The 21,812-nt window shown below is 65.6% G+C and carries 18 protein-coding genes; 12 read left to right on the top strand and 6 right to left on the bottom strand.

Translation table 11 applies throughout. The features are described 5' to 3' along the window. Positions 1-132: 132 nt before the first annotated feature. The 3 genes from EL272_RS09460 to EL272_RS09450 all read left to right on the top strand — a co-directional run bounded on the left by EL272_RS09460 (position 133) and on the right by EL272_RS09450 (position 4,629). The gene (locus EL272_RS09460) at positions 133-2,631 is read left to right on the top strand and encodes a hypothetical protein (RefSeq protein ID WP_061786797.1); all 2,499 of its coding nucleotides are present in this window, start codon (positions 133-135) and stop codon (positions 2,629-2,631) included. A gap of 162 nt (positions 2,632-2,793) precedes the next feature. Further along, entirely contained in the window at positions 2,794-3,054 is a 261-nt protein-coding gene (locus EL272_RS09455; protein ID WP_061786798.1) for a hypothetical protein, read from the top strand. A gap of 219 nt (positions 3,055-3,273) precedes the next feature. Then, positions 3,274-4,629, top strand: a complete 1,356-nt coding sequence (locus EL272_RS09450) for a threonine/serine exporter family protein (protein ID WP_014846975.1) — start codon at positions 3,274-3,276, stop codon at positions 4,627-4,629. Between the two features lie 294 nt (positions 4,630-4,923). Here EL272_RS09450 and EL272_RS09440 read toward each other — a convergent pair whose 3' ends face one another. Then, positions 4,924-5,718, bottom strand: coding sequence for a class I SAM-dependent methyltransferase (locus EL272_RS09440; protein WP_244926064.1), 795 nt, complete (start codon positions 5,716-5,718; stop codon positions 4,924-4,926). Between the two features lie 19 nt (positions 5,719-5,737). On the opposite strand from EL272_RS09440, the gene EL272_RS15745 reads away from it, so the two are divergent. Then, on the top strand, positions 5,738-5,983 hold the full coding sequence (locus EL272_RS15745; protein ID WP_082793746.1) for a threonine/serine exporter family protein: 246 nt from the start codon (positions 5,738-5,740) through the stop codon (positions 5,981-5,983). A 66-nt stretch (positions 5,984-6,049) separates the two neighbouring features. On the opposite strand, the gene EL272_RS09430 is transcribed toward EL272_RS15745, so the two are convergent. From EL272_RS09430 to EL272_RS09415, 4 genes are all read right to left on the bottom strand, one after another. Beyond that, entirely contained in the window at positions 6,050-7,639 is a 1,590-nt protein-coding gene (locus tag EL272_RS09430) for a bifunctional shikimate kinase/3-dehydroquinate synthase (protein WP_061786801.1), read from the bottom strand. A gap of 64 nt (positions 7,640-7,703) precedes the next feature. Next, a complete protein-coding gene (locus EL272_RS09425) occupies positions 7,704-8,510 on the bottom strand; it encodes a sugar phosphate isomerase/epimerase family protein (protein ID WP_061786802.1) in 807 nt (268 codons plus the stop codon). A gap of 1 nt (position 8,511) precedes the next feature. Then, entirely contained in the window at positions 8,512-10,233 is a 1,722-nt protein-coding gene (locus EL272_RS09420; protein ID WP_061786803.1) for an FAD-dependent oxidoreductase, read from the bottom strand. 31 nt (positions 10,234-10,264) lie between these two features. Further along, positions 10,265-11,632, bottom strand: coding sequence for an MFS transporter (locus EL272_RS09415; RefSeq protein WP_061786804.1), 1,368 nt, complete (start codon positions 11,630-11,632; stop codon positions 10,265-10,267). A gap of 453 nt (positions 11,633-12,085) precedes the next feature. Between EL272_RS09415 and EL272_RS09410 the strand changes: the two genes are divergently transcribed. From EL272_RS09410 to EL272_RS09385, 6 genes are all read left to right on the top strand, one after another. After that, positions 12,086-13,555, top strand: coding sequence for an aldehyde dehydrogenase family protein (locus tag EL272_RS09410; RefSeq protein ID WP_197720251.1), 1,470 nt, complete (start codon positions 12,086-12,088; stop codon positions 13,553-13,555). 9 nt (positions 13,556-13,564) lie between these two features. After that, positions 13,565-14,434 (top strand): citryl-CoA lyase, encoded by an 870-nt coding sequence (locus tag EL272_RS09405; protein WP_014846966.1) that lies wholly within the window; start codon positions 13,565-13,567, stop codon positions 14,432-14,434. Continuing rightward, positions 14,431-16,191, top strand: a complete 1,761-nt coding sequence (locus EL272_RS09400) for a thiamine pyrophosphate-binding protein (protein ID WP_014846965.1) — start codon at positions 14,431-14,433, stop codon at positions 16,189-16,191. Before EL272_RS09405 ends, EL272_RS09400 begins: the two co-directional genes overlap by 4 nt. Before the next feature lie 24 nt (positions 16,192-16,215). Beyond that, positions 16,216-17,025 carry a sugar phosphate isomerase/epimerase family protein gene (locus EL272_RS09395; protein WP_061786805.1) on the top strand — a complete coding sequence of 270 codons (810 nt, stop codon included), beginning with the start codon at positions 16,216-16,218 and terminating at the stop codon, positions 17,023-17,025. 61 nt (positions 17,026-17,086) lie between these two features. Further along, on the top strand, positions 17,087-17,974 hold the full coding sequence (locus EL272_RS09390) for a shikimate dehydrogenase (RefSeq protein WP_061786806.1): 888 nt from the start codon (positions 17,087-17,089) through the stop codon (positions 17,972-17,974). A 77-nt stretch (positions 17,975-18,051) separates the two neighbouring features. Further along, a complete protein-coding gene (locus tag EL272_RS09385) occupies positions 18,052-18,618 on the top strand; it encodes a TetR/AcrR family transcriptional regulator (protein WP_157682473.1) in 567 nt (188 codons plus the stop codon). A gap of 12 nt (positions 18,619-18,630) precedes the next feature. Here the strand turns inward: EL272_RS09385 and aroD are convergent, their stop codons facing one another. Then, on the bottom strand, positions 18,631-19,395 hold the full coding sequence (gene aroD, locus EL272_RS09380) for a type I 3-dehydroquinate dehydratase (RefSeq protein WP_014846961.1): 765 nt from the start codon (positions 19,393-19,395) through the stop codon (positions 18,631-18,633). A gap of 364 nt (positions 19,396-19,759) precedes the next feature. On the opposite strand from aroD, the gene nrfH reads away from it, so the two are divergent. Further along, the gene (gene nrfH, locus EL272_RS09375; protein WP_041696525.1) at positions 19,760-20,257 is read left to right on the top strand and encodes a cytochrome c nitrite reductase small subunit; all 498 of its coding nucleotides are present in this window, start codon (positions 19,760-19,762) and stop codon (positions 20,255-20,257) included. Positions 20,258-20,263: 6 nt separating this feature from the next. Continuing rightward, positions 20,264-21,781: an ammonia-forming cytochrome c nitrite reductase subunit c552 gene (locus EL272_RS09370; RefSeq protein ID WP_014846958.1), complete on the top strand. Its 1,518-nt coding sequence runs from the start codon at positions 20,264-20,266 to the stop codon at positions 21,779-21,781. Positions 21,782-21,812: the final 31 nt, after the last annotated feature.

Raw genomic sequence — 21,812 nt, 5'->3', positions numbered from 1 at the left:
ATCCTGCGTCACTACTATGAGCGTGTAAGACAAGCCGAACGGCTGATGCCTCACCCTGTGGTGAGGAAGATGCGCCTACGTCACGAATCGTCAGCCCGCTGAGGAATGCTGCTGTGAGAGAGGACGCGATACATGACCATCATCGTTTATCCAGTGGGGCAGGGCGACCTGCGCAACGACATCGTCGGGCTCTCGAAATCCGAGCGACAGGAGGCCCAGGGGGAGGCCGAGCAACAGGTCGAGAAGTTTCTCGACGACGAGGATTCAGAAGGCCTGCTCAAGGTGCTGCTCGAGGCGCCCGAAGAAGGCTCCCGCTTCAGCGCCCCGCCGCTGTCCCTCATCCTGCGTGCGCTCTTCCCGGCCGAGGGTGAGCGGGTGGTGACGGTCCTTCTCCTTGCGAGCCGGAGTGGTGATTCCGGTACACGGACGTGGAAGATTGGTGAGCTTCTCAAGAAAGCCTTGGGTCTTGCGGGTGTCCACGACGGGCTCCGGAAGGAATTGCGGCTCGACGTCAGTGTGGAGATGTGTGAGGCCAATCTTCAGGAGACGGCAGGTGTTGAGGAACTCGCCGAGAGGCTCCGCTGCCTTGTGGATTCCCAGAACCAGACTGGGGACGAGCCGAAGGTCGTCGTCAATGCGATCTCTGGTGCCTCCATGATCGCGCTCGGCGCGATGGGTGCCGCCGACCAGCTCGGCTTGGACTGGCGGGCCGCGGTCGCACCCGGCTCCCAGAAGGACACGGCCGTTCTCCTCGACCGCAGTTCCTATGACACCGCTCCCTTCTACTGGCTGCGCTCCCTCGGATACATTGAGCAGGCGAGGAATTGGGCACAGGGACGATTGGCCAGGAGTTCCGGTCGGGCGTCGGTTGACGTCGGTAGCCTGGATGGCCTCACCGACCTCATGAAACGACTTGCCACCAACCCGGAGTCCCTGAAGGATGAGGACCTCGCCTCCCTTCTTGCCCTCGACATGGCCCGTGCGGACAACGGCGCCGGCCTCATTGCACGCGCCTGGGTGCAGAAGCACTACCTCGATTGCCACCACAAAGAGATCGAGGCTGGGATGCACACACTGGAAGATCTCGTGACGGTGGCGAAGAGAGCTCGGGGCAAGTTGCCCATGCTGGGGGAGATCATCTGCGCCGCCCAGAAACGCCAGCAGGAACTCAAAGATGAATGCCCGAAATCGGTCCGGTGGCTGCTGGAGCACCAGTGGCTCAACGATGTCGGGAAGGGGGCGGTCCATGACCTCGCTGCACCATCGGCCTCCGACGTCAAACGGGTGCTTTCCCTCAAAGAGATTGACTCTTGTCTACCAGACTGGGTTGCTCGTCCTGAGTGGAGACCTGGGCGGGGATCGGTTCTGTTCATAGCTCCGTGTGGTTCCGGTGCGCCGCGCGGCATGTGCGTCACTGAGCGGATCCTCGGCAAAGAACCAGACAAGAAGATCCGTCGAGCGGTGCCCGGCGCCATGCTCGACGGCGCGGAGTCTCTCCCGGCCGAGTTCCTGCTCCTGCACTCCTCCTATCCCGGCTCCAAGAAGACCTCCCTCGACGCTGCTGATGCGGCCCGCAGAACCCAAGTGCACGCGGGCTGGAAAAGACACGTTTCTCCCTCCGTCGACAAGCGCGATTACGAAGGGGGCGACAGAAACGAGTACGTGGCGACACCCGTGATCATGAGGAGCGTCAGCGGTCAGGTCGCTCTTGCACTCGAGGCCAAGCATCCTGCGGCTGTCGTCATCGTCGGCACCGGTCAGAAGGCGGCGGTGCTGGGCGCGCTCCAGGCGGCCCAGGCGTGGTGCGCGGAGCACGCCACCCCGCTCTTCCTCCAGACCTTCGTCGATAAGGTCGACGAGGAGGGAAGGAAAGAGTCGGTCTCCCAGCTCCACCGGTTCGCGCTGCACAACGACGCCGAGACCGCCCTGCGTGAGGCAGCCATCAGTAGCCTGAAGAGTCTCAACCTCCTCAGCGCTGTCCGCGTTCTCGCGGCTGGCGACTGGCGCATGGACGAGATGGCGGACAGGTGTGACAAGCTGCGTCAGCAGCTCCTTGAAGTCGCAAACGACAAGGAGAACCCAGACCGCGGAGCCGGTGTCCTCATCGATCTTCTCCAGACGGTAGCGGGCCTGTGGACAGAGGCCACCGAACTGACCAAGATGCGCTTGGCGGTCGTCGTTGCCGAGGCTCTTAACTTCAAGACGAAAGGGAGCAATCTTCTTCACCGGAACAACAACCTCGAGGGCGGGAGCGGAAATCCAATCAATCTTGCTCGCCCCTACCCGAAGGACTGCGACAAGAAGAGGTCGAAGGACAAAGGCCCTCATCAGGACCTGCTGGAAATCCTCTACAGGGTGCGGAACAAGTTGGTCGTGACGCACGCTGACGACATCGTCAAGTCCGCTTTGCAGATGGTCCTCCAGGATCTTGGAGGCGCAAACATCCGGACGGACTCCAAGGCAGTGAGTGGAGATGATGTGACCTATCCGGACGTACTGCGGTTGACATGCGAGAAGCTTGAGGAAGCAGCCCGCGCCCTCAGCATCACGTGGGCGTCGTCGACGTGGAAAGCTGAATTCGACCATCTCATGTCTGAGCTCAAATCCCTGGCCCACACCCGGGAACCCTGAACAGGGAATGGTGTTGTTGCACGGGCACCAGCCACGGTTCTGGCCAACCTCACCGTCCATGACGTCGTCGTTGACCTCGACGCCGACCGGACGCTACAACTTCCCGCCTCCGGCGTGGTACCCAGGCTCCTGCTCTCCAACGGGAGACAGGAAAGTCTGCGCGTGGCTGATCCGGATAACCCCGACGATCTGCAGGTGGTGTGGGAGGTGCCCATCGCCGTCGGCGCCACTTGGGTCGGTGTCGAACCGTCCCTGCCCGAACCCAGGCCTGGCGCCGTGTACGTCATCAGTCGTGTTGTCGCTGAACACTTCCCGGAGCGTGCGGACCTCGTCCGGCTCGACGACCTAGTCCGCGACGAGCACGGAGAAATGGTGGCGGCCCACAGTCTCGCCTGCCTCCACTCCATGACGCGCGCCGACTGATGACGAATCCGGGTTCCTGACCGGCCGACGGCGTTCCGGGAAGGCGGATGACCGGGGACCTGATCCGGGATGTGGTCTCCACGACCTCTGCGGCGGGCGAGTGAATACGCCTTCCGGTGGGGAGAAGCCGTTGACGAGAGGCGGAGGAGCCCTCGAGGCTGGAACGGGCCTTGGGTTGATCCGCCCGGACCGGGGAGCGGGCGCGTAGAATCACCGCCCGTGAATCAACCAGACCCCGAGTGCTACGGCGATCAGGAGTTCGAGGACTCCCTGGAACCCAGGCATCTGATCCGGCGAACCGACGCGGTGGCGCGGGCCGGGGGGATGATGCTCGGTGCCGGTACCAGTTCGCTCCGGGTCCGGCAGCTCATGCGGCGTTCCGCCAAGGCCCTCGGGCTGGGACACATCGCCTCGTCGATCACGTTCACGTCGCTGGCCATGACGGTGGAACGCCGTGGAGTGTTTCGCACCAAAGTGGTCGAGGTTCCCAAACCGGGGGTTAATGCTCACCGGATCGCGATGCTGCAGAAACTCAGCAATGAGATGCCGGAACGGATCACTGCGACGGAGCTTGACCGCCAGCTGGACCGGATCGACCACGCGGATCCGCTGTACCCGGCATGGTTGAGAGGAATCATGGTCGCCCTGGCCTGCGCCTCCGTCGCGGTGCTCGCCGGCGGTGGCTGGCGCGAGATCGGGACTGTGCTGCCCGCCTCTGCGCTGGCGTATCTGCTGTTCCGGCGGCTCGGGCGCTGGCAGATCAACCACTTGGCCGTGGTGATGGTCTCTGCCTTCACCGCCTCGGCACTGTATTTACTGGGAACCGGGATGCTGGACCGGCTGTTCGGGGAACCAAGTCCGCGCATGGCCGCGGGGTTCATCTGTGCCTCCATCTTTCTGATCCCCGGTTTCCCGCTCGTGACCGCGGGCCTGGAACTGACCCGGCTGGACCTCACAGCGGGGTTGCCCCGGGCCGCCTATGCGTCCATGATCCTGCTTGCCATCACCATCGGGGTGTGGATCGTGGCCAATCTCGGTGGGGTCACCGCGGAGACCGCACCGCCTCTCGGCGTGGAGCCGTGGCAGGTGTGGGCCATTCGAGTGGTGGCCAGTTTCATCGCGGTCGTGGGGTGGGCCATGATGCTGAACTCGCCCCTACGCGCCGCGATGGCCTCCGGTGCGGTCGCGGTTGCGGGCAATGCCGTCAGGCTGGAGCTCATCGACCTTGGGGTCGCGGAACACGTGGCGACGTTCGCCGGCTGTTTCATCATCGGCCTCGGCTGCGCCTTGTTGGGAAGGCTATTCGGACTTGAGAAGATCATCATGACCGTGCCGACCCTCCTGGTTTCCATCCCCGGTGCTTTCGCCCTGCGGAGCCTGCTCCACCTCGACCAGAATCACACGGACCTGGCCGTCACGCAGGGCATGACGGCACTGCTCGGAGTGATCGCCATGGTTGGAGGCCTCTCGGCGGCCCGGATGCTCACCGATCCGGAATGGACCTTCACCCGTGATGACCCGCCGCACCTGCGAGAGGTGGTTCCCGGGCTGCGACGCCGGAAACTGAGGTCTTGAACCTTGTTGCGAAAAACCATGCGGGTTTCCGCGCGTCACCATGAACCCGCACATGCCGTGGGGTGTGTGGGAACACATTGCTGACTGACCCGATGCTGATCAGGTGTGGCTCCCTGTCCCGGCCCGCGGCACCGGGAGGTTCTCGGTCAGCTTCTGACCGATGGGGACCTGCGGAGGAAACTTGGTAACTGACGTCCACCTGGCTGCGCTTGCCATTGAGCACGGCGCGAGCATCTGGTTTTTCGACAGCGATTTTGCCCGTTTCCCCGGCCTCGCCCTGATCAGTCGTGGGCATCACTGACGCCGACCCGCACCCACCACCAGCGAGGCATTGAGTTGTTCTCCCGAGAGCTGCTCCGCCAGAAGCACGTGGACGCGTTCACGGGAAACTGCGTCCAGGTCGGCCAGCATCGACCGGAAGGCCGACCCTTCGATCAGCAGGCGGAGAACCACGGCATCGAGCGGGACCCTGAGCTCAATCGTCGTGACCTCGGCGGACAGGCCCAGCGTGCCCATTCGGGTGTGCATGGTCTCGGGACGGGTCAGGTCGTCACTGAAGCGGGCACGGCCTTCGTGCGGTGGAGGTAGGGCGCCTCCCAACTTCCTCAGAATGCCCGCCAGAATGGTTCCCACGGCGGGGAGGTCCAGTGAATCCGGGGAGGAGAGCCAGTGAGCGATCACAAGCTTCCCGCCTGGACGGAGAAGGTTCGTCAGATGATTCGCCCCGGCAGCAGGATCGGGTAGGAAGGGTAAACCGAGGATGCAGAACACCTGGTCGTAGGGGCCACCCTTCCATGTGGTGATGTCGGCGGCATGCGGGACGACTTGGGCGGTGTGTCGCGACTCCGCGAGGCGGTTTCGTAGCTCTCTGATCAGAGACCCGGACAGGTCAACGGCATCCACGCGTCCCGCGGAGCCGACGAGTTCGGCGATTGGCAGTGTCGCGGATCCGATGCCGCAGCAGGCATCCAGCACGTGTTCCCCGCTGCCAGGAGGTGAGGCTTTGACGACGGCCAGGCCGACCCGGTCCCACAGCAGGGGAGCAAGAGCGGTGAAATCCCGGGCGGCAGCATCGAACACACTGTCCATGCCGACCATCATGCCCCTCATGACCGTCCCGACCCTGCTGGTCATGGCGCCCGGCTCGTCGGCGCTGCGGACCCTTCTGTACTTCGACGCCGGGGACGTCAACCGCGCCGTCGCGCAGGGAATCGCGACGATGCTCGGGGTGGTGGCCATGGTGGCGGGTCTGTCGGCTGCCCGCATGGTGACCGATCCGGAGTGGATCTTCACCCGCGACGATCCGCCCGCGATCCGAGTGCCCGTTCCCCGGATCCGCCGGAGAGGGAACTGACCGGGGTCCCATCCCCGGGAACGGCGCCGACCACCTGGACGTGCTGCGCGGCCCGCTGACCTGGAATCAGTCGGAAACCTCCCCGTAGGCAGCCCTGAGCACGTCCTCGGGGGGCGCCACCTCGATCCGGGGTTTCGCCACGTCTTCGAGAAGCACGAACCGGAGGGCGGTGCCGTGGGTCTTCTTGTCCTTGTTCATCGCCCGCCGAAGTGCCGGCCAGACATCACCGCGGTAGCGGGTGGGCAACCCGAGCCGTTCCAGCAGGGTTTGTTGCCGTTCTGCGAAGGCCCGGGAGGAGTGGCCCAGCAGGCGCGACAGGGTGGCCGCGTAGATGATCCCGACACTGACCGCCTCCCCGTGCCCCCATCCGGAGTGGCGTTCGACGGCGCGCCCTAGGGTGTGTCCGTAGTTGAGCAGTTCGCGGCCCACCCGCGTGCCCTCCGAACGGGACTCGCGCAGGTCCTTGCTCACGATGGAGGTCTTGATCCGGATGGACCGTGCCACCGCCTCGGCCAGTTCTTGGCTCTCCGGGTCGAACATCCGCTGCGTCCGGGTCTCCAGTAGGTGAAGGGTCCGTGGATCGGCCACGAAGCCGTGCTTGGCCATTTCGGCCATGCCGCCTCGGAGCGACTCCGGCCCCAGGTCCGTGAGGTGATCCATGTCACAGAGCGCCGCCGCCGGCTCCCAGAATGCGCCCGCAACATCCCCACCCGATCCGATGTCGATCCCCGTCTTTCCGCCGATGGCGGTGTCCACCATCGCGAGCAGGGTCGTCGGCACGCTGACGAAGTCGATGCCCCTGAGCCAGGTCGCGGCGACGAAGCCCGCCAGCTCGATAGTCGGTCCCTCGCCGAAACCGACCACCGCGTCGTCCCGGGTGAGGCCCGCCCTGGAGAGCCTCCGCCAAGCCATCGTCAGCGTCTGCGGACGTTTGGCCTCGCGTCCGGCGGGGACCTCGATGAAAACCACGTCCGAGTCGAGGGTGCTCCCGAGTCTCCTGGCCTCCCGGGTCAGGGAAGCGGTGTGGATGATGGCCACTCGCGAGCGGGGGCCGAGCGCCTGGGAGAGCTCGAAGGACACCCCGCGCCCCACCCGGACCTCGTACGGTTTGTCCGCGGTGACCGGGATCACCTCACCTATGTAGCGTCCTGGCTCGAACGATGCGACGTGGGCGGCTACCGCATCGACCACCGAGTCCACGGAGGCGTGGTCGGTGTCCACTGCGAGACTCGCCAGCCGCGCATACGTCGGGGCGCGTTCGGAGAGCATCTTCCGCAACCGGACCACGGCGTCCTGCCCTGCAAGGAGCGGGCGGCCCTCGTCGCGTCCGATCCGCTGGGCAGAGCTTTCGGGCTCCACCCGCAGCCAGACGACTGGATGGCCGTCGAGGGCGTCCGCGATCGCCCGGGTCATCGGGGCGCCTCCCCCGAGGCTGAGAACCCCCGGCGCCGCCAGGAGCTCGATCGTGATCTCACGCTCCAGCGCCCGGAAATACGGTTCCCCGTCGGTGTCGAAGATCTCCCGGATGGTTCGCCCTTCCCGTTGCTCCAGGACGAGGTCGACATCGAGGTGCGGCAGGCCGAGCCGCTCCGCGAGGAGCGGCCCGACCGTCGACTTACCGGAACCCGACAACCCGATCAGGGCGATTGCGTTCATGGCAGCCGCCCGATCGTGGGGAGATCGCGGACCGAATGGTTTTCCACGGCAGGAGCCTAGTGCATCACCCCGCGCCGGCCTCAGCGAGCACACGGACGAGAGACGCCCGTGCGCTCATGCACCGCTTGGCCAGGGGAACATCCCGCACGGGGGCCTCCACCGACAGCGGGGTCCCGGCGGGCAGGGCCCGGGTGAACTCCGCGAGGGCCAGGTCCCCGTCGCCGGGGAACCGGCGGCCCGTCCTGGCCTCGGCGAGCGCATCCTCGGGGCTGACAGGTTCCGGCGACGTGATGGTGTCGCAGAGCTGTGCGTAGGCGATTCGCTCCGCGGGAACCCGGGACAGCTCGGCCGCGGTGCCGCCCGAGCGGGCGGCGTGGAGCGAGTCCGGGAGCACCACCGCCGGCCCCTCGATGAGTCCCACCAGGTCCAGGGCATCGCCGAGGGTGCGGATCTCGGTGAAAACCATGTACTCGACGGCCAGTGTCAGGTCCCGTTCCCCCGCCGCGGCGGCGACGACGTTCAAGCGCTCCAGGCGCCTGCCGGGATCGGGGTCGTTGACGTTGACCAGCACGTACCGGGCCTTGAGCCGAGCCCCCGCGTCGAGGACCGACAGGTGTTCGGAGATTTCCTTGTCCGGACGGATCCTGAGCACCTCGACATCCCACGGGGCGATGCCCGTGTCATCAAGACGCCGCAGGGTCTCGCGCACCATGGGGGTGTCACCGATCAGGGGCCAGGCGGGTTCGTCCCCGGCCGGGAAGACCCGCAGTCCGATGGCGTCAAAACCGGCCTCCGCCGCCGCCACTACGGCGTCGGGCGGTGGGACGTCGAGCACGGTGAGGGCCGAGACGCCCAGCTTCCTGGCGGCCATCTCAGGCCTCCCGGCCCGCCGCGTGCTTCCCGATCCGGTAGCCGAACACCATGCCGGAACCCACTTGGCAGCCGCCGCCCGGGTACTGGATGCCGAACACCTGCTGGGCGTCCGAACCGGCGGCGTACAGGCCCTCAATGGGCCGGGAATCGGTGTCCAGGACCTGACCATCCGGGTTGATCAGGATGCCGCGCCCGGTCGACAGGGGGGTGGGGTAGACCGCCATGGCGTAGAACGGCGCCGTTTTCAACGGTCCGAGGTTGACGTTCGGTGTGGCCTGCGGGTCCCCGTACTGGGGGCTGTACTCGCTCTCCCCCTTCCCGAAGAGGCTGTCCCTGCCCAGGGCGCAGTCGGCGTTGAACTTCCGGACGGTCTCCTCCAGTCCCCGGGGATCCACGCCGATCCTCACCGCCAGCTCCGCCAGCGTCCTGGCCTTGAACAGGTAGCCGCTGTCGAACCAGTGGCGCGAGATGGGCAGACCGGGATAGATCATGCCGAGGCCGTACCGCTTCATGTGGTCGTGGTCGGCGACCAGCCAGGCGGGAACGGTCGGGACCCCTGCCTCGTCGGACTCGTACATGCCGCGCACGAAGTGGTTGTACGAGCGCGCCTCGTCCGTGAAGCGCTCGCCCGCCGCGTTCACGGCGATCATGCCCGGCTTCGCGCGATCCCAGATGTGCGGGAACACGGCCTGGGAGCCGTCGGGCCGGTAGCCCACCGACGACGGGAACCACAGCGCCCCGTTCTCGTCCTCGGGGCCGATGGTGCCGCCGGCCGACTCGGCCAGGGCGAAGGTGTCTCCCGTGCTGCCCCCGGCCGCAGCCGTGTACTGGGCGGCCGGCTTGCGCAGGTACTGGTTGCGCCGGGTGGGGGAAGCCGGGAAACCACCGGCCGCCAGGACCACGCCCTTCCGGGCCTTGAGCTCGCGAGGAATCCCCTGGTACTCGACGACGGCGCCGGTGACCCGGCCGTCCTCGATCGTGAGGCGCTGCGTGACGGCGTTCAGCCACATCGTGCCACCGTGTTTCTTGTACTCGCGGTAGAGACGTCCGATGAGCGCGTTGCCCATGACCACGCGGGTGCCGCGAGGCCAACCCCACAACAGATCCCAGACCCATGCGATGCCGAGGCGGAGGGCGGTGCCGACCGCCTGGGCGCGTTCGCGCAGGTCCTGTCCGTCGAACAGGTGCAGCAGTTTCGTGACCTCAGTACGGCGAACCATGAGCGAGCCCCCGAACAGGGCGAACTCCGGCAGCGGGCCCCGCAGGTGGGAGAAATCGATTTTGCCGAGCGTCTTGCCGTTGAACGGCTCGGGTTCGAGGGCCCGGTATCCCCTGCCGGAGCCCTCGAGCTCCGGGTAGTAGTCGACGAAACCCGGGAAGGGGATCCACTTGATCCCCAGCCTCTCCATGTAGTCGATCATCCGGGGCCCGGTCTGGATGTAGGTCATCCACATCTCCTTGGGTCCCTTGTCACCCACCAGGGCGTCGAGATAGGTCTCGGCCTTGGCCAGGTCGTTGGTGATCCCTGCCTCCTCGACGTACCGGCTGCCGGGAATCCAGCACGTTCCCGCCGAGCGGCAAGTGGTGCCGCCGAAGCGGTCGGTTTTCTCCAGCAGGAGCACCTTGAGACCCTCGTTGCTTGCGGTCAGGGCGGTGCTCAACCCGGCGGCACCGGTTCCCAACACGATGAGATCGAACTGAGTCTCCTTTTTTCTTGACATGTCCTTTCCTTTGTTCGGAGGTGGGGTTCGTTCAGAGGGAATGTCCGTACTTGGTGACCTCGGCCTCGTCGGCCTCCTCGTCGAGTTGGTCGAGCGACTTGAAGGCGGTCTCCCTGGTGCCGAACGCCGCGGTGAGCAGGACGGCGGCCATGACTGCGATGGTGAGCAGGTAGACGGGTGTGAAGTCGGTGGCGTCCCCGATGACGAGGGCGGCCGCGATGGTGGGGGCGAAGCCGGTGATCGTGAAGCCGATCTGGGTGCCGAGCGAGGTGCCGGACAGCCGAACCTTCGTCGGGAACTGCTCGCCGTAGAAGGCGGGCCACACGCCGTTGACGGCCGAGTAGAAAATGCCCTGCATCACGAAACCGAGCAGGTAGACGCCGATGACGTTGGCGTCGTGGAGCTGGGTCATGTAGAACCAGAGCAGTACGGCGACCACGATGTAGCCACCGATGTAGATCTTCTTGCGTCCGAGCTTGTCCGCGAGAAGGGTCCACAACGGAATGGCCGCCAGGGCGGACAGCTGCACGAGCACCGTTTGGGACAGCATGTGGGCCTCGGCGATGCCCTGCGCCTTGCCGTAGCTCAGCGCCCACACGGAGAAGATGGTGGTCTCGAAGTTGTGGAGAGCCAGGATCGTCACCGCGACGAGCGGGCCCCAGTAGCGCGTGATCAGGATGCGCATGGGATCGCGCTTGACCCTTGGCCCGGCCTCGGCTGCCTGGGCCTGGAACTGCGGCGGCTCCTCCAGGGTGCGTCGGATCAGCCAGCCGACGAGCACGACGAGGGCGGACAGCCAGAACGGGATCCGCCAGCCGACGGACATGAAGAACTCCTCGCCGATGGCGGCCATCGGGATGAACACGCCCGCGGCTATGACCTGGCCGAGTTGGGTCCCGAACATCGTCCAGCCGGTGGTGAACGAACGGCGGTTGTCGGGGGCGTGCTCCAGCGACATCGAATTGGCGCTCGACTGTTCGCCGCCGGCCGAGAAACCTTGCGCCAGGCGGCACGTGACCAGCAGGACGGGGGCCGTGACGCCGATCTGGTCGTAGGTGGGAAGACAACCGATGGCGAATGTCGCGATCCCCATGAGGAACAACGTGAAGACCATGACGACGCGGCGACCCTTCAGATCGCCCCAGCGACCCAGCACGAAGGCCCCGACGGGGCGGGCCACGTAGGCGACCCCGAAGGTGGCCAGGGACAGCAGCGTGGCCACGGCCGGGTTGCTCGGGTCGAAGAAGAGCCGGTTGAACACCAGGGCCGAGGCGCTGGCGTAGATGAAGAAGTCGTAATACTCGAGGGCGCTGCCGACCAGTGCGGCGATCGCGGATTTCTTTGGTTGACGCTTCGGCGCGTCAGCGAGTTCGTCGGGGGCTGCGGTGGAAGTTGCCATGGGTTTCTACCTTTGCTGGGGCGGTACGGGGACGGGGAGGCCGGAGCGGGGATCACCCGGGGAAGCGGGCGCAGAGGACACCGCCGCGCGGGGTGCCGAGAGGATCGGTCCGCCTGCGCTCCTCCTTGACCGCAACATCCCGGGGCCGTGTGCCGATCAGCCCGGCTCCGGCTGCGGTGGTTCTTGTTGTCTGCGATTGAGCCATGTCCGAACTCCAGGGATCTCGGCCCGGCACGTTGGTGCGAGGGTCGGGAAACATCGTCGTTCCTGGTCCAACCGTAGGTCATCTTGATCCCGGAGTAAAGGGTGTTTTCACCATTTGGTACATAAATCTTGCAGCAGGATCTGTACATGGAATCGGGCTGGGAGTATCCTTTGTGTACCGACCAGTACATAAGTTGTGGCCAACGTAGGCCCTGGTGGGCCACAGCGGCCACGTAGAAAGGCGACATCGTGGTTCAAGAGAAGATCCGCAAGGAGATGACCCCGGAGCAGGTTCAGGAACTTGACGACCTGTTCGCCCGGGCCCGCGTCGCGCAGCGCGTGATCGAGACCTACGACCAGGACCGGGTGGACCGGCTCTGCCAGGCAGTGGCCTGGGCCGTGGCCAACACGACCACCTTCCATCGGCTGGTGAAGATGGGCATCGAGGAATCGGGCCTGGGGGACTACACGTCGCGGATGAACAAACGCATGAAGATCCGCGGTGTTCTCCGCGACGCCCTGCGCCAGCCCAGCGTCGGCGTCATCGAGGAGGACCCGGGGCGAGGAATCGTCAAGTACGGGAAACCGGCGGGTCTCATCGGCTGCATCGTTCCCACGACCAACCCCGACCTGACCCCGGCCGGCAACGCGATCTACGCCATCAAGGCCCGCGACGTCGTCATATTCTCCCCGCACCCGCGGAGCAAGGACACCACTTTCGAGACCGTGCGCCTCATGCGTGATGCCCTGGAGGCCGAGGGCGCGCCCGCCGACATCCTCCAGTGCATCACCCGGCCGAGCCTGCTGGTGAGCCAGGAACTCATGCGACGCTCCGACCTCGTGATCGCCACGGGCGGCCAGGCCCTGGTCCGCCAGGCCTACAGCTCGGGCAAACCCGCCTACGGGGTCGGGGCCGGCAACGCCACCGAGTTCCTCGACGAGACCGCCGACATCAAGGCCACGGCCACCAACTGCATGCTGTCGAAGACCTCCGACTTCGGTTCGGGCTGTTCCGCGGACGGCAACGTGCTGGTGCCGCGCGGCAGGTACGGCGACATGCTCGACGCCCTCGCGGAGGTCGGTGGTTACCGCGCATCGGAGGAGGAACGGGCCAGGCTCGAATCGGTGATGTGGGATACCGAGGGGCATCGCCTGGCGGACACCGTCGCCATCTCCCCGCAGAAGCTCGCCGAGGCCGCGGGCTTCACCATCCCGGACGAGGCGAAGTTCATCTTCGTCGAGGGCGACGGCATCGGTGAGGAACACAACTTCTGCAAGGAGAAGCTCACCACACTGCTCGCGGTCCACGCCTACGACGGCACCTTCGAGGACGGCGTCGACCTCGCCCTCCAGCTCTACGAGGTCGGGGGCAAGGGCCACAGCTGCGGCATAGCCTCAACCGACGACGCCCACATCGACTACTTCGGCCGGATGATGCCGGTGTCCAGGATCATGGTCAACCAGCCCAACTCCCGGGCCAACGCGGGTGCATTCAACAACGGGATGCCGATGACCTCCTCCATGGGATGCGGCACCTGGGGCGGCAACATCATCAGCGAGAACGTTTCCCTCAAGCACTACATGAACACCACCTGGGTGTCGCGGAAGATCCCGGTCGACCGCCCCTCGGATGCGGAACTCTTCGGCGATTTCTACGACCCCGCGATGGAACCCGACGGGGAGGCCAAGCCCACCGACGCCGCGGTCACGGTGAGCTGAGGCCCGGTCATGACCGAGGAACGCAGCGCAGGAGAGCTGCTTGACGAGGCCCGGCGGTGGTGGACCACCTCCATCATCGACATCCACCCAGGCGAGATCGCTGTCCGGGGCTATCCCATCGAACAACTCATCGGGAACGTCACGTTTCCCCAGATGATCTGGCTCATGCTCATGGGGGAACTCCCGACGGAACCGCAGGCGACCCTGCTGGAAGCCGCCCTCGTGGCGGGCGTCGACCATGGCCCGCAGGCCCCCTCCATCGCGATCTCGCGCATGGCGGCCACCTGTGGCCCCAGCCTGAACGGGGCGATGGCCTCGGCCATCAACGTCCTGGACGACATCCACGGTGGCCCGGGGGAGCAGTGCATGGAGATCTACTACGAGATCAATGCGCTCGCCGGAGCCGGTGGCGACCTCGAGTCGGCCACCGCCGAGGTGGTGGCCCGCCGCAAGGCATCGGGGTTGAAGTATTTCCCGGGATTCGGGCACCGTTTCCATCCCCTCGACCCACGCGCCCCCAGGCTGCTCGGCATGGTTCGTGAAGCGGCCGCGACCGGGGACGTGTCCGGCCGTTTCGCCACCATCGGCACCGTGCTGGAGGACACCCTCTCGAAGGGGAGGGTTCGCCGGATCCCCATGAACGTCGACGGCGCCACGGCCGTCATCCACTGCGAACTCGGCCTGGCCCCCGAACTCGGGCGTGGGGTGTTCATCCTGTCCCGTTCCGTCGGGATCCTGGCCCACGCCTGGGAGCAGATGCAGCAGGGGGGACGGATCAAGGGGCCACAGGCCAAGTTCCTGAATTACACCTACGACGGCCCGCCACGCCGGGACCTCACCGTCACCCGGACCAACGAGCCCACCGAGGAGAGCCCATGACCGTCCTTGCCGCCCACGAGATCGTCCGTTACCTGGAAGGACGGGGAGTCACTAAGGTGTTCGGCCTGTGTGGTCACACCGTCATCGCGATGCTGGAGGCTCTCTCCGGGAGCGAACGAATCGAGTTCGTCAACGTCCGCCACGAACAGATCGCGTCCCACGCCGCCGACGGCTACGCCAGGGTGACCCACCGCGCCTCGGTGGTGCTGACCCACCTCGGGCCGGGCCTGACCAACGCCGCCACCGGGGTGGCCAACGCCGCCCTGGATTCCATACCTGTGGTCGTGATCGCAGGTGACGTACCCACTCACTACTTCGGCAAACACCCCCACCAGGAGGTGAACCATCACGCCGACGCCGACCAGTGGCAGATCTACCGGCCATTCGTGAAACGGGCGTTCCGGGTTGAGCGTGCCGAGCTTCTCCCCGAGATCCTGGACCGGGCCTTCGTCATTGCGGAGTCGGGACGTCCCGGCCCCGTCCTCGTCGACGTCCCCATGGACCTCTTCAGCCTCCCGATCGAGGCCGCCCTGGTCGATCGCGCGCTGGCCAACCACATCGACTACGCCCCGCCCGCGCTCGACGTGGCCACCGCGGAGCGGATCGTCACCAGCCTGGCCGCCGCCGAACACCCGCTGGTCTACGCAGGGGGCGGGGTCCTGTCGGCCTGCGCCTCGGAGGAACTGACGACCCTGGTGGACCTGCTGGACCTGCCCGTGGCGCACAGCCTCATGGGCAAGGGAGCGGTCTCGGACGACAACCCGCACGTACTCGGAATGTCCGGGTTCTGGGGGATGCCGTTCACGAACCAGATGTGTCGTGGAGCCGACTGGATCCTGGGGCTCGGAACCCGCTTCGCGGAGGCTGACTCGTCGTCCTGGTACGAGGACTTCACCTTCAGGATGCCGCCCACGAAACTCATCCAGATCGACATTGATCCCGAACAGATCGGGCGCAACTACCCGGTCGAGATCGGGGCGGTGGCGGACCTGAAATCCGCCCTCACAACGCTCCTCGAGGCCGCCCGGAGGTTGTATCCCCGAGGAGTTGTGCGGGAGGGCGTGACCGGGACCATCCTGGCCGAGCGCGCCGCCCGCAAGGAGGCACTGGTGGCGAACCAGACCTCCGGGGAGTTCCCCATGAACCCGGCCCGGATCCTGAAGGACCTCCACGACCACATTCCGGCGGACTCCTTCGTGGTCACCGACGTGGGCTGGAACAAGAACGGCCTCGCGCAGCAGTACGACATCTCGGTGCCCGGAACGTTCATAACCCCCGGCGGTTTCGCGACCATGGGATTTGGTTCCCCTGCGGCCCTGGGGGTGCAGCTGGCCGCTCCCGGCCGCCGGGTCATCGCCCTCGTCGGCGACGGAGGTTTCGGCCAGAACCCGGCGGTGCTGGCCACCGCCCGCCGCGAGCGGATCCCGGTGGTGTGGGTTGTGATGAACAACAACGCCTACGGGACCATCGCCGGCCTCGAGAAGGCCAACTACGGCACGACGTTCGGCACCGTATTCGAGTCTGAGGACGACGACATGTGGTTGGACTACTCCGCCATCGCGGCTGCGTACGGGATCCGGGCCAGGAAGGTCACCTCGCCCGAGGATTTCGGGGTTGCCCTCGACGAGGCCCTGGCCTCGGGGGAGCCCTACCTGATCGACGTTCCCATGCGGAACATCCCCACCCCGACGGGCGGTCACTGGAACATCCTCGACATCTACAGCCCGGATGGCGTCAAGGGCCACGTGAGTACCTGAGGATCCGATCGAGAAGGAAAGGACATGTCACATCACTACTCACTCGCCTATCTCACGGTGGGCGATCTCGAACCCTCGGCCCAGGTTTACGTCGCCGTCGCGGCGGGATACGAGTACGTGGGCCTGAGACCGATCCCGATGGGCCTGCCGAGCGAACCTCGCCTCGACCTGCCGCACGACCGGGACCTCCTGGAGGCGTGCCGCGTCGCGCTGGCTGAAACGGGGGTCAGGGTCTGGGACATCGAACTCGCCCGGGTGATGGCCGGTATCGACTACGACAGCTACCTGCCCGCCCTCGAAGTGGGGGCGGAGCTCGGGGCGACCACGCTGCTGGCGAGCGTCTGGACCGAGGACCTGGGGGAGCAGGTGGACGGCCTGGGTCGTGTCGCCGAACTGGCCGGCCGGTTCGGCCTCAGAGTGGTAGCCGAGTTCGTGGCCCTTTCCGCAATCCAGACCCCTGAACAGATGTCCCGGCTGGTCAGGGAGGTTGGGGCGCCGAATCTGGGCATCCTGATCGATGTCTACCACTGGATGCGCGCTGGGGCCTCGTTGAAGGACATCGCGGCCCTACCCCCGCAGTGGTTGCCCATGCTGCACCTGTGCGACTGCTCAAGCGAGACCCCGCCCGACTCGGAGGCGCTCCGGGTGGAGGTTCGCGAACGTCGACTCTATGTCGGTGAGGGCGATGCCCCGATCCCTGCCCTGGTGGCCGCGCTTCCGGCCGATGCGGTCCTGGCCATCGAGCAGCCCAACCTGGCGCGACTGCGCACCCTCGGGGACACGGAGTACGCCACCCGGTGTCTGGCGGCCGCCAGGGCCACCATCCCAGCCTGACGGCCCTGCCGTCACGGCGCATCATCCAAAACCCAAACCCGATCTTCAAGGAAGAAGAACCATGTACGACGGAATCAAACCCGTCTCCCACATGCTCGGACTCGTGGGCGACAACATCACGGCCTCATTCACCCCTCCCATTCACGAGACGATCGGACGCGCCATGGGAATGAGCGTGACGTACCGGCCGATCGATCTGGCCGTTCAGGACATCGGTCCCGACGATCTCGCCGACATCCTCGCCTGGGCGCGACGGTTCGGTTTCAGCGGCCTGAACATCACCGCCCCCTGCAAGCAGCTTGTCATTCCGCTTCTCGATGACCTCTCTGAACGCGCCCGTTCCCTCCAAGCCGTCAACACCGTCGTGTTCCGGGATGGCAAGGCCATCGGGCACAACACCGACTGGTGCGGGTTCGCCTTCTCGTTCAGGCGGAACCTCCCCGGGGCCAAGGCCGACAACCTCGTCCTGATGGGGGCCGGTGGCGCGGGCTCGGCCGTGGCCTACGGCATGCTCGACGCGGGTGTGAACACGATCACCATCTTCGACATCATCCCCGAACGGGAAACGGCCTTGGTGGAACGCATGACCGCCATTTACGGCCCGGGCCGCGCACTCGCGGGGGCGGGAGCTGATCTGGCCGTGACTATGGCAAACTCTGACGGTGTGATCAACGCCACCACACGCGGGATGACCGGACACGAGGCCGGATCCAGCGTCCCAGCCGAACTCCTGCGACCCGAGATGTGGGTCGCCGACTGCGTCTACCTCCCGGTGATGACCGAACTCCTCCAGACGGCGGAGAAGCGCGGTTGCCGGATCCTCCCGGGCACCGGGATGGCGGTTGAGCAGGCGGCCGAGGCGTTCCGGTTGTTCACCGGGGTCGAAGCTGATTCCAAGGCGGCATACGGCGCCCTGGATGCGCTGCTGGCCGCCACCTCCTCCGGGTGATGGCGGGGCGACAGCCTCAGCTCACGACCCGGGAGGCATCCCGGAACCTGGACCGGACCAGGGCGAACATTCTCGAGGTGGCAACCGATCATTTCGCCCGGAACGGATTTCACGGAGCTCGCGTCGACGAGATAGCCAACGAGACCGCGACCACGAAACGGATGGTCTACTACTGCTTTGGCAGCAAGGCTGGGTTGTTCTCCGCGTGTCTGCGCGCGGAGTACGCCCGGATCCGGGCCTATGAGCAGGATCTGAACCTGGGGGCCCTGGATCCGGTTACGGCGGTGGACACCTATGTCCGTGCCACCATCCGGTATCACGAGGTGCACCCGCAGCTCGCCTGCTTGGTGCGCACCGAGAACCTGCTCGACTCGGAGCACCTGGCCGGGAGTGAGCGCACGCTCTCCCGGCCGATCATCGGCACGCTCGACGCCGTGCTCGCCCGCGGGCGAGCGGAGGGCGCGTTCCGCGAGGGGATCTCGGGGGTGGAACTCCACATCGCAGTGACCGCGTTGGGGAATTACAGGATCACCAATCAGAAGACCGTCAGGACGTTGTTCGACTTCGACATGCGTGCCCCGGAGCGGCTGGAGCACGACCTGGATCACTACTGTTCGATGATCCTGAACTGGCTGCGGGCCTGAGCGGCGCGCCTCTCAAGGGAGGTTTGCGTCGATGAGTTCCAGGATCGGCTGGAGCTCTTCCACCGGGATCTGCCCGGGAGCGGAAGGGCGACCCACCATCGCGAACGTGGCGCACGATCCCGTCACCCGGGGGGACAGCCGGGTGATCAACCCCAGACCACCCATGGACATGGTCAGCACCGGGGTTGACGGGTACTGACTGGTCATGGTCCAGGTGGCCTCCATCAGCTGGAGCACGTCACCGGTGTTCTGGGGCATGACCGCGGCCTTCGCGACGGCACAGCCCCGCTCCTGCATCTCCACCAGGTGTCGGACCAGGTCCTCGGCCGATGGGGTGGCCGTGAAGTCGTGGAGGCTGCCGACCACCGGCACCCCGGCGTTCCTCGCGGCTGCGATGATGGCGTCGCCGACCGCCCGCTCGAAGTGGTGCTCGACGTCGATTGCATCCACCAGGCCGGAGTCGATGACGGCTATGTTGAGGTCGCGGTACTCCTCGGACGTGATGGGTTTGTTCCCGCTTTCGTGGTGGGTGCGGAAGGTGAAGAGAACGGGCCGCTCCCGGGCGGCGGCGCGTATCCTGGCGGCAGCTTCGAGGACGGCAGTGGGGGAGGGGGCGACGTCTAGGAAGTCCACGCGCCACTCGATGATGTCGAACTCCACCCCCGCGAGCGTGGTGGTCTGGGAGACGAGTTCCTCTACCGTGGTGCCGGTGACGGGCACTATGACCTTCGCCCTTCCCTCACCGAGGGTGACGCCTCGCAACTGAACCGGTGACATGGTGACCTCCTATGGCCTCAGGGTAACCGAGAGGATCCACCGGTCCCGTGCCTGGGGAAATCGTGGACCCGCGCCGCGGCGGGGTGGTGAGCGGCCTGGCGTCACTCGATACCGCGCCATCAACCCCTGCCGCGTCGGCAAATCCCTCCTTGACAGGCATCGTTGCAACGGCCACGCGGCGACGGCATTAACGATATGAATTTCTATTCTATTTTCATGAGGTTTGCCTGTGTTTATGTAGCTTGTTTCCCCTCGGAACTCCTAGGCTTCTCATAGTTTTTGTGTTAGCGTGTCTCCAAATCACTCGGTCCCACCAAGTGGTGCGGTGGAAGCGGCACCGGGGACACTCGAAGAAGAGGCACTCATGAAGCGTTTCATCCTTGCGAGATGGCAAGACTTCACTCGTGCCTTCACGGGCTGGACAGGTGTGGCCCTGGCTGCTCTGCTCGGGGCGGTCCTGGGTGTCGGGGTCTTCACCGTCTTCTACTCCGGGTCCACCGAGTACCTCGGTGACGACCCCGCCAGTTGCGCGAACTGCCACGCCATGAACGAGCAGTACGAGGGCTGGTTGAAGGGGTCCCATCACGACGTGGCAACCTGCAATTCCTGCCACGCCCCTCACAACGACATTGTTTACAAGTACATCAACAAGGCTGACAACGGTTTCTGGCACGCGCTGAAGTTCACGTTCCAGAACTACCCCGAGAACATCAAGATCCGCGACCACAATCGCGAGATCGTCGAGGCCGCCTGCATCGATTGCCACGGTGACTACGTCGATCAAGCCAAGAACAGTTCCGAGCACAAGGGCGAGCGGATGTCCTGTCTCCGCTGCCACGACGGCGTCGGTCACAAGAGGTGAGGAGAGATGAGCCCCACGACTGACAACAACGACAAGCCCACCACGACCGAGGCAGTCGAGCGCACGCCTGACGAGGTGGAGAAAAAGAAACCCACCACATGGACGGGACCCCGCAAGAGGTGGGTTCCCATCGTGGTGCTGCTCTTCGTGGCGGTGGTCGCTGCCGGGCTCACGTGGCTGCTCACCAACATCTTCCAACACAAGGAGGAAGCCAGGAACCCCTTCACCAAGGTCGTCGAACTGGATGATTCCACCTACGACCCGGCGGTGTGGGGGAAGAACTTCCCCATTCAGTACGAGCAGTACAAGAAGACCGCGGAGGACACCGACGGTGATTTCGTCAAGGTCGATCCCACGGCGGACGATCCGCGCGAATACCACACCCTGTCCCGCATCGAGATGGAACCCCGGGCCCAGCTCATGTGGCGCGGCTACGCGTTCTCGGTGGATTACACCGAGCCGCGCGGCCACGAGTGGGCGCTGGAGGATCAGAAGCACACCCAGCGCACCCAGCCGAAGTTCAAGCAGCCCGGCACCTGCCTCAACTGTCACGCCTCGATGCCCGAGGTCTACGACAAGCTCGGCAACGGCGATCGGATGGCGGGTTTCCACGCCATGAACTCCATGTCCTACGAGGAGGCCGTCCAGCACGCCTCGTCGACCATCGCCTGCATCGACTGCCACGACCCGAAGACCATGGAGCTGAGGATCACCCGCCCGGCCTTCATGGAAGGGATCAAGAAGGCCAAGGCGCTGGAAGGAATCACCGATTACGACGTCAACCGCGACGCCACCAACCAGGAGATGCGAACCTACGTCTGCGCGCAGTGTCACGTCGAGTACTACTTCGCGGGTGAGGGCAAGACCCTGACCTTCCCGTGGGACAAGGGCTTGACGGCCTACGACGCCATGGCCTATTACGACGAGGTCGGCTGGACCGACTACAAGCACGCGGAGAGCGGTGCTCCCATCCTCAAGGCCCAGCATCCCGACTTCGAGACCTGGTCCCAGGGCATCCACGCCGCCAACGGCGTCACCTGCGCCGACTGCCACATGGCCTACCAGCGCAACGGTGCCGCGAAGGTGAGCAACCACCAGATCATGAGCCCGATGGCCAACGACGAGACCATCAACGCGTCGTGCCTGACCTGCCATCACTCCACCGAGGCCGAGATGCGCCAGCGCGTCGAGAAGATCCAGACGACGTGGCAGAGTTCGCTCAACGTGAGCTTCACGGCCCTGGAGGGGCTCATCAACGACATCAAGGCGGCCGAGGCCAACGGCACGGCCACTGAGGAGCAGCTGACGCTCGCCCGCGACTACCAGCGCAAGGCGCAGTTCGTCGTCGACTACTCGTTCTCCGAGAACGGGCGCGGCTTCCACGCTCCGCAGTACTCGGTATCCATGCTCAACCAGGCCACCGACTGGGCGCGTTCCGGACAGCTCGCCCTGCGCGGGGTCTCGGTGGAGAACGGTGTGCCCCCGGCCATCCCGGAAAAGCACATGCCCAACAAAAAGAACTGACCGACCACACACAGAAGGGATTGATCCGGGG

It is taken from the genome of Arachnia propionica, from assembly GCF_900637725.1.
Classification (GTDB): Bacteria; Actinomycetota; Actinomycetes; order Propionibacteriales; family Propionibacteriaceae; genus Arachnia; species Arachnia propionica.
Note: the sequence above shows the minus strand (reverse complement) of the source record. Positions and strands in the feature narration are given on the sequence as shown.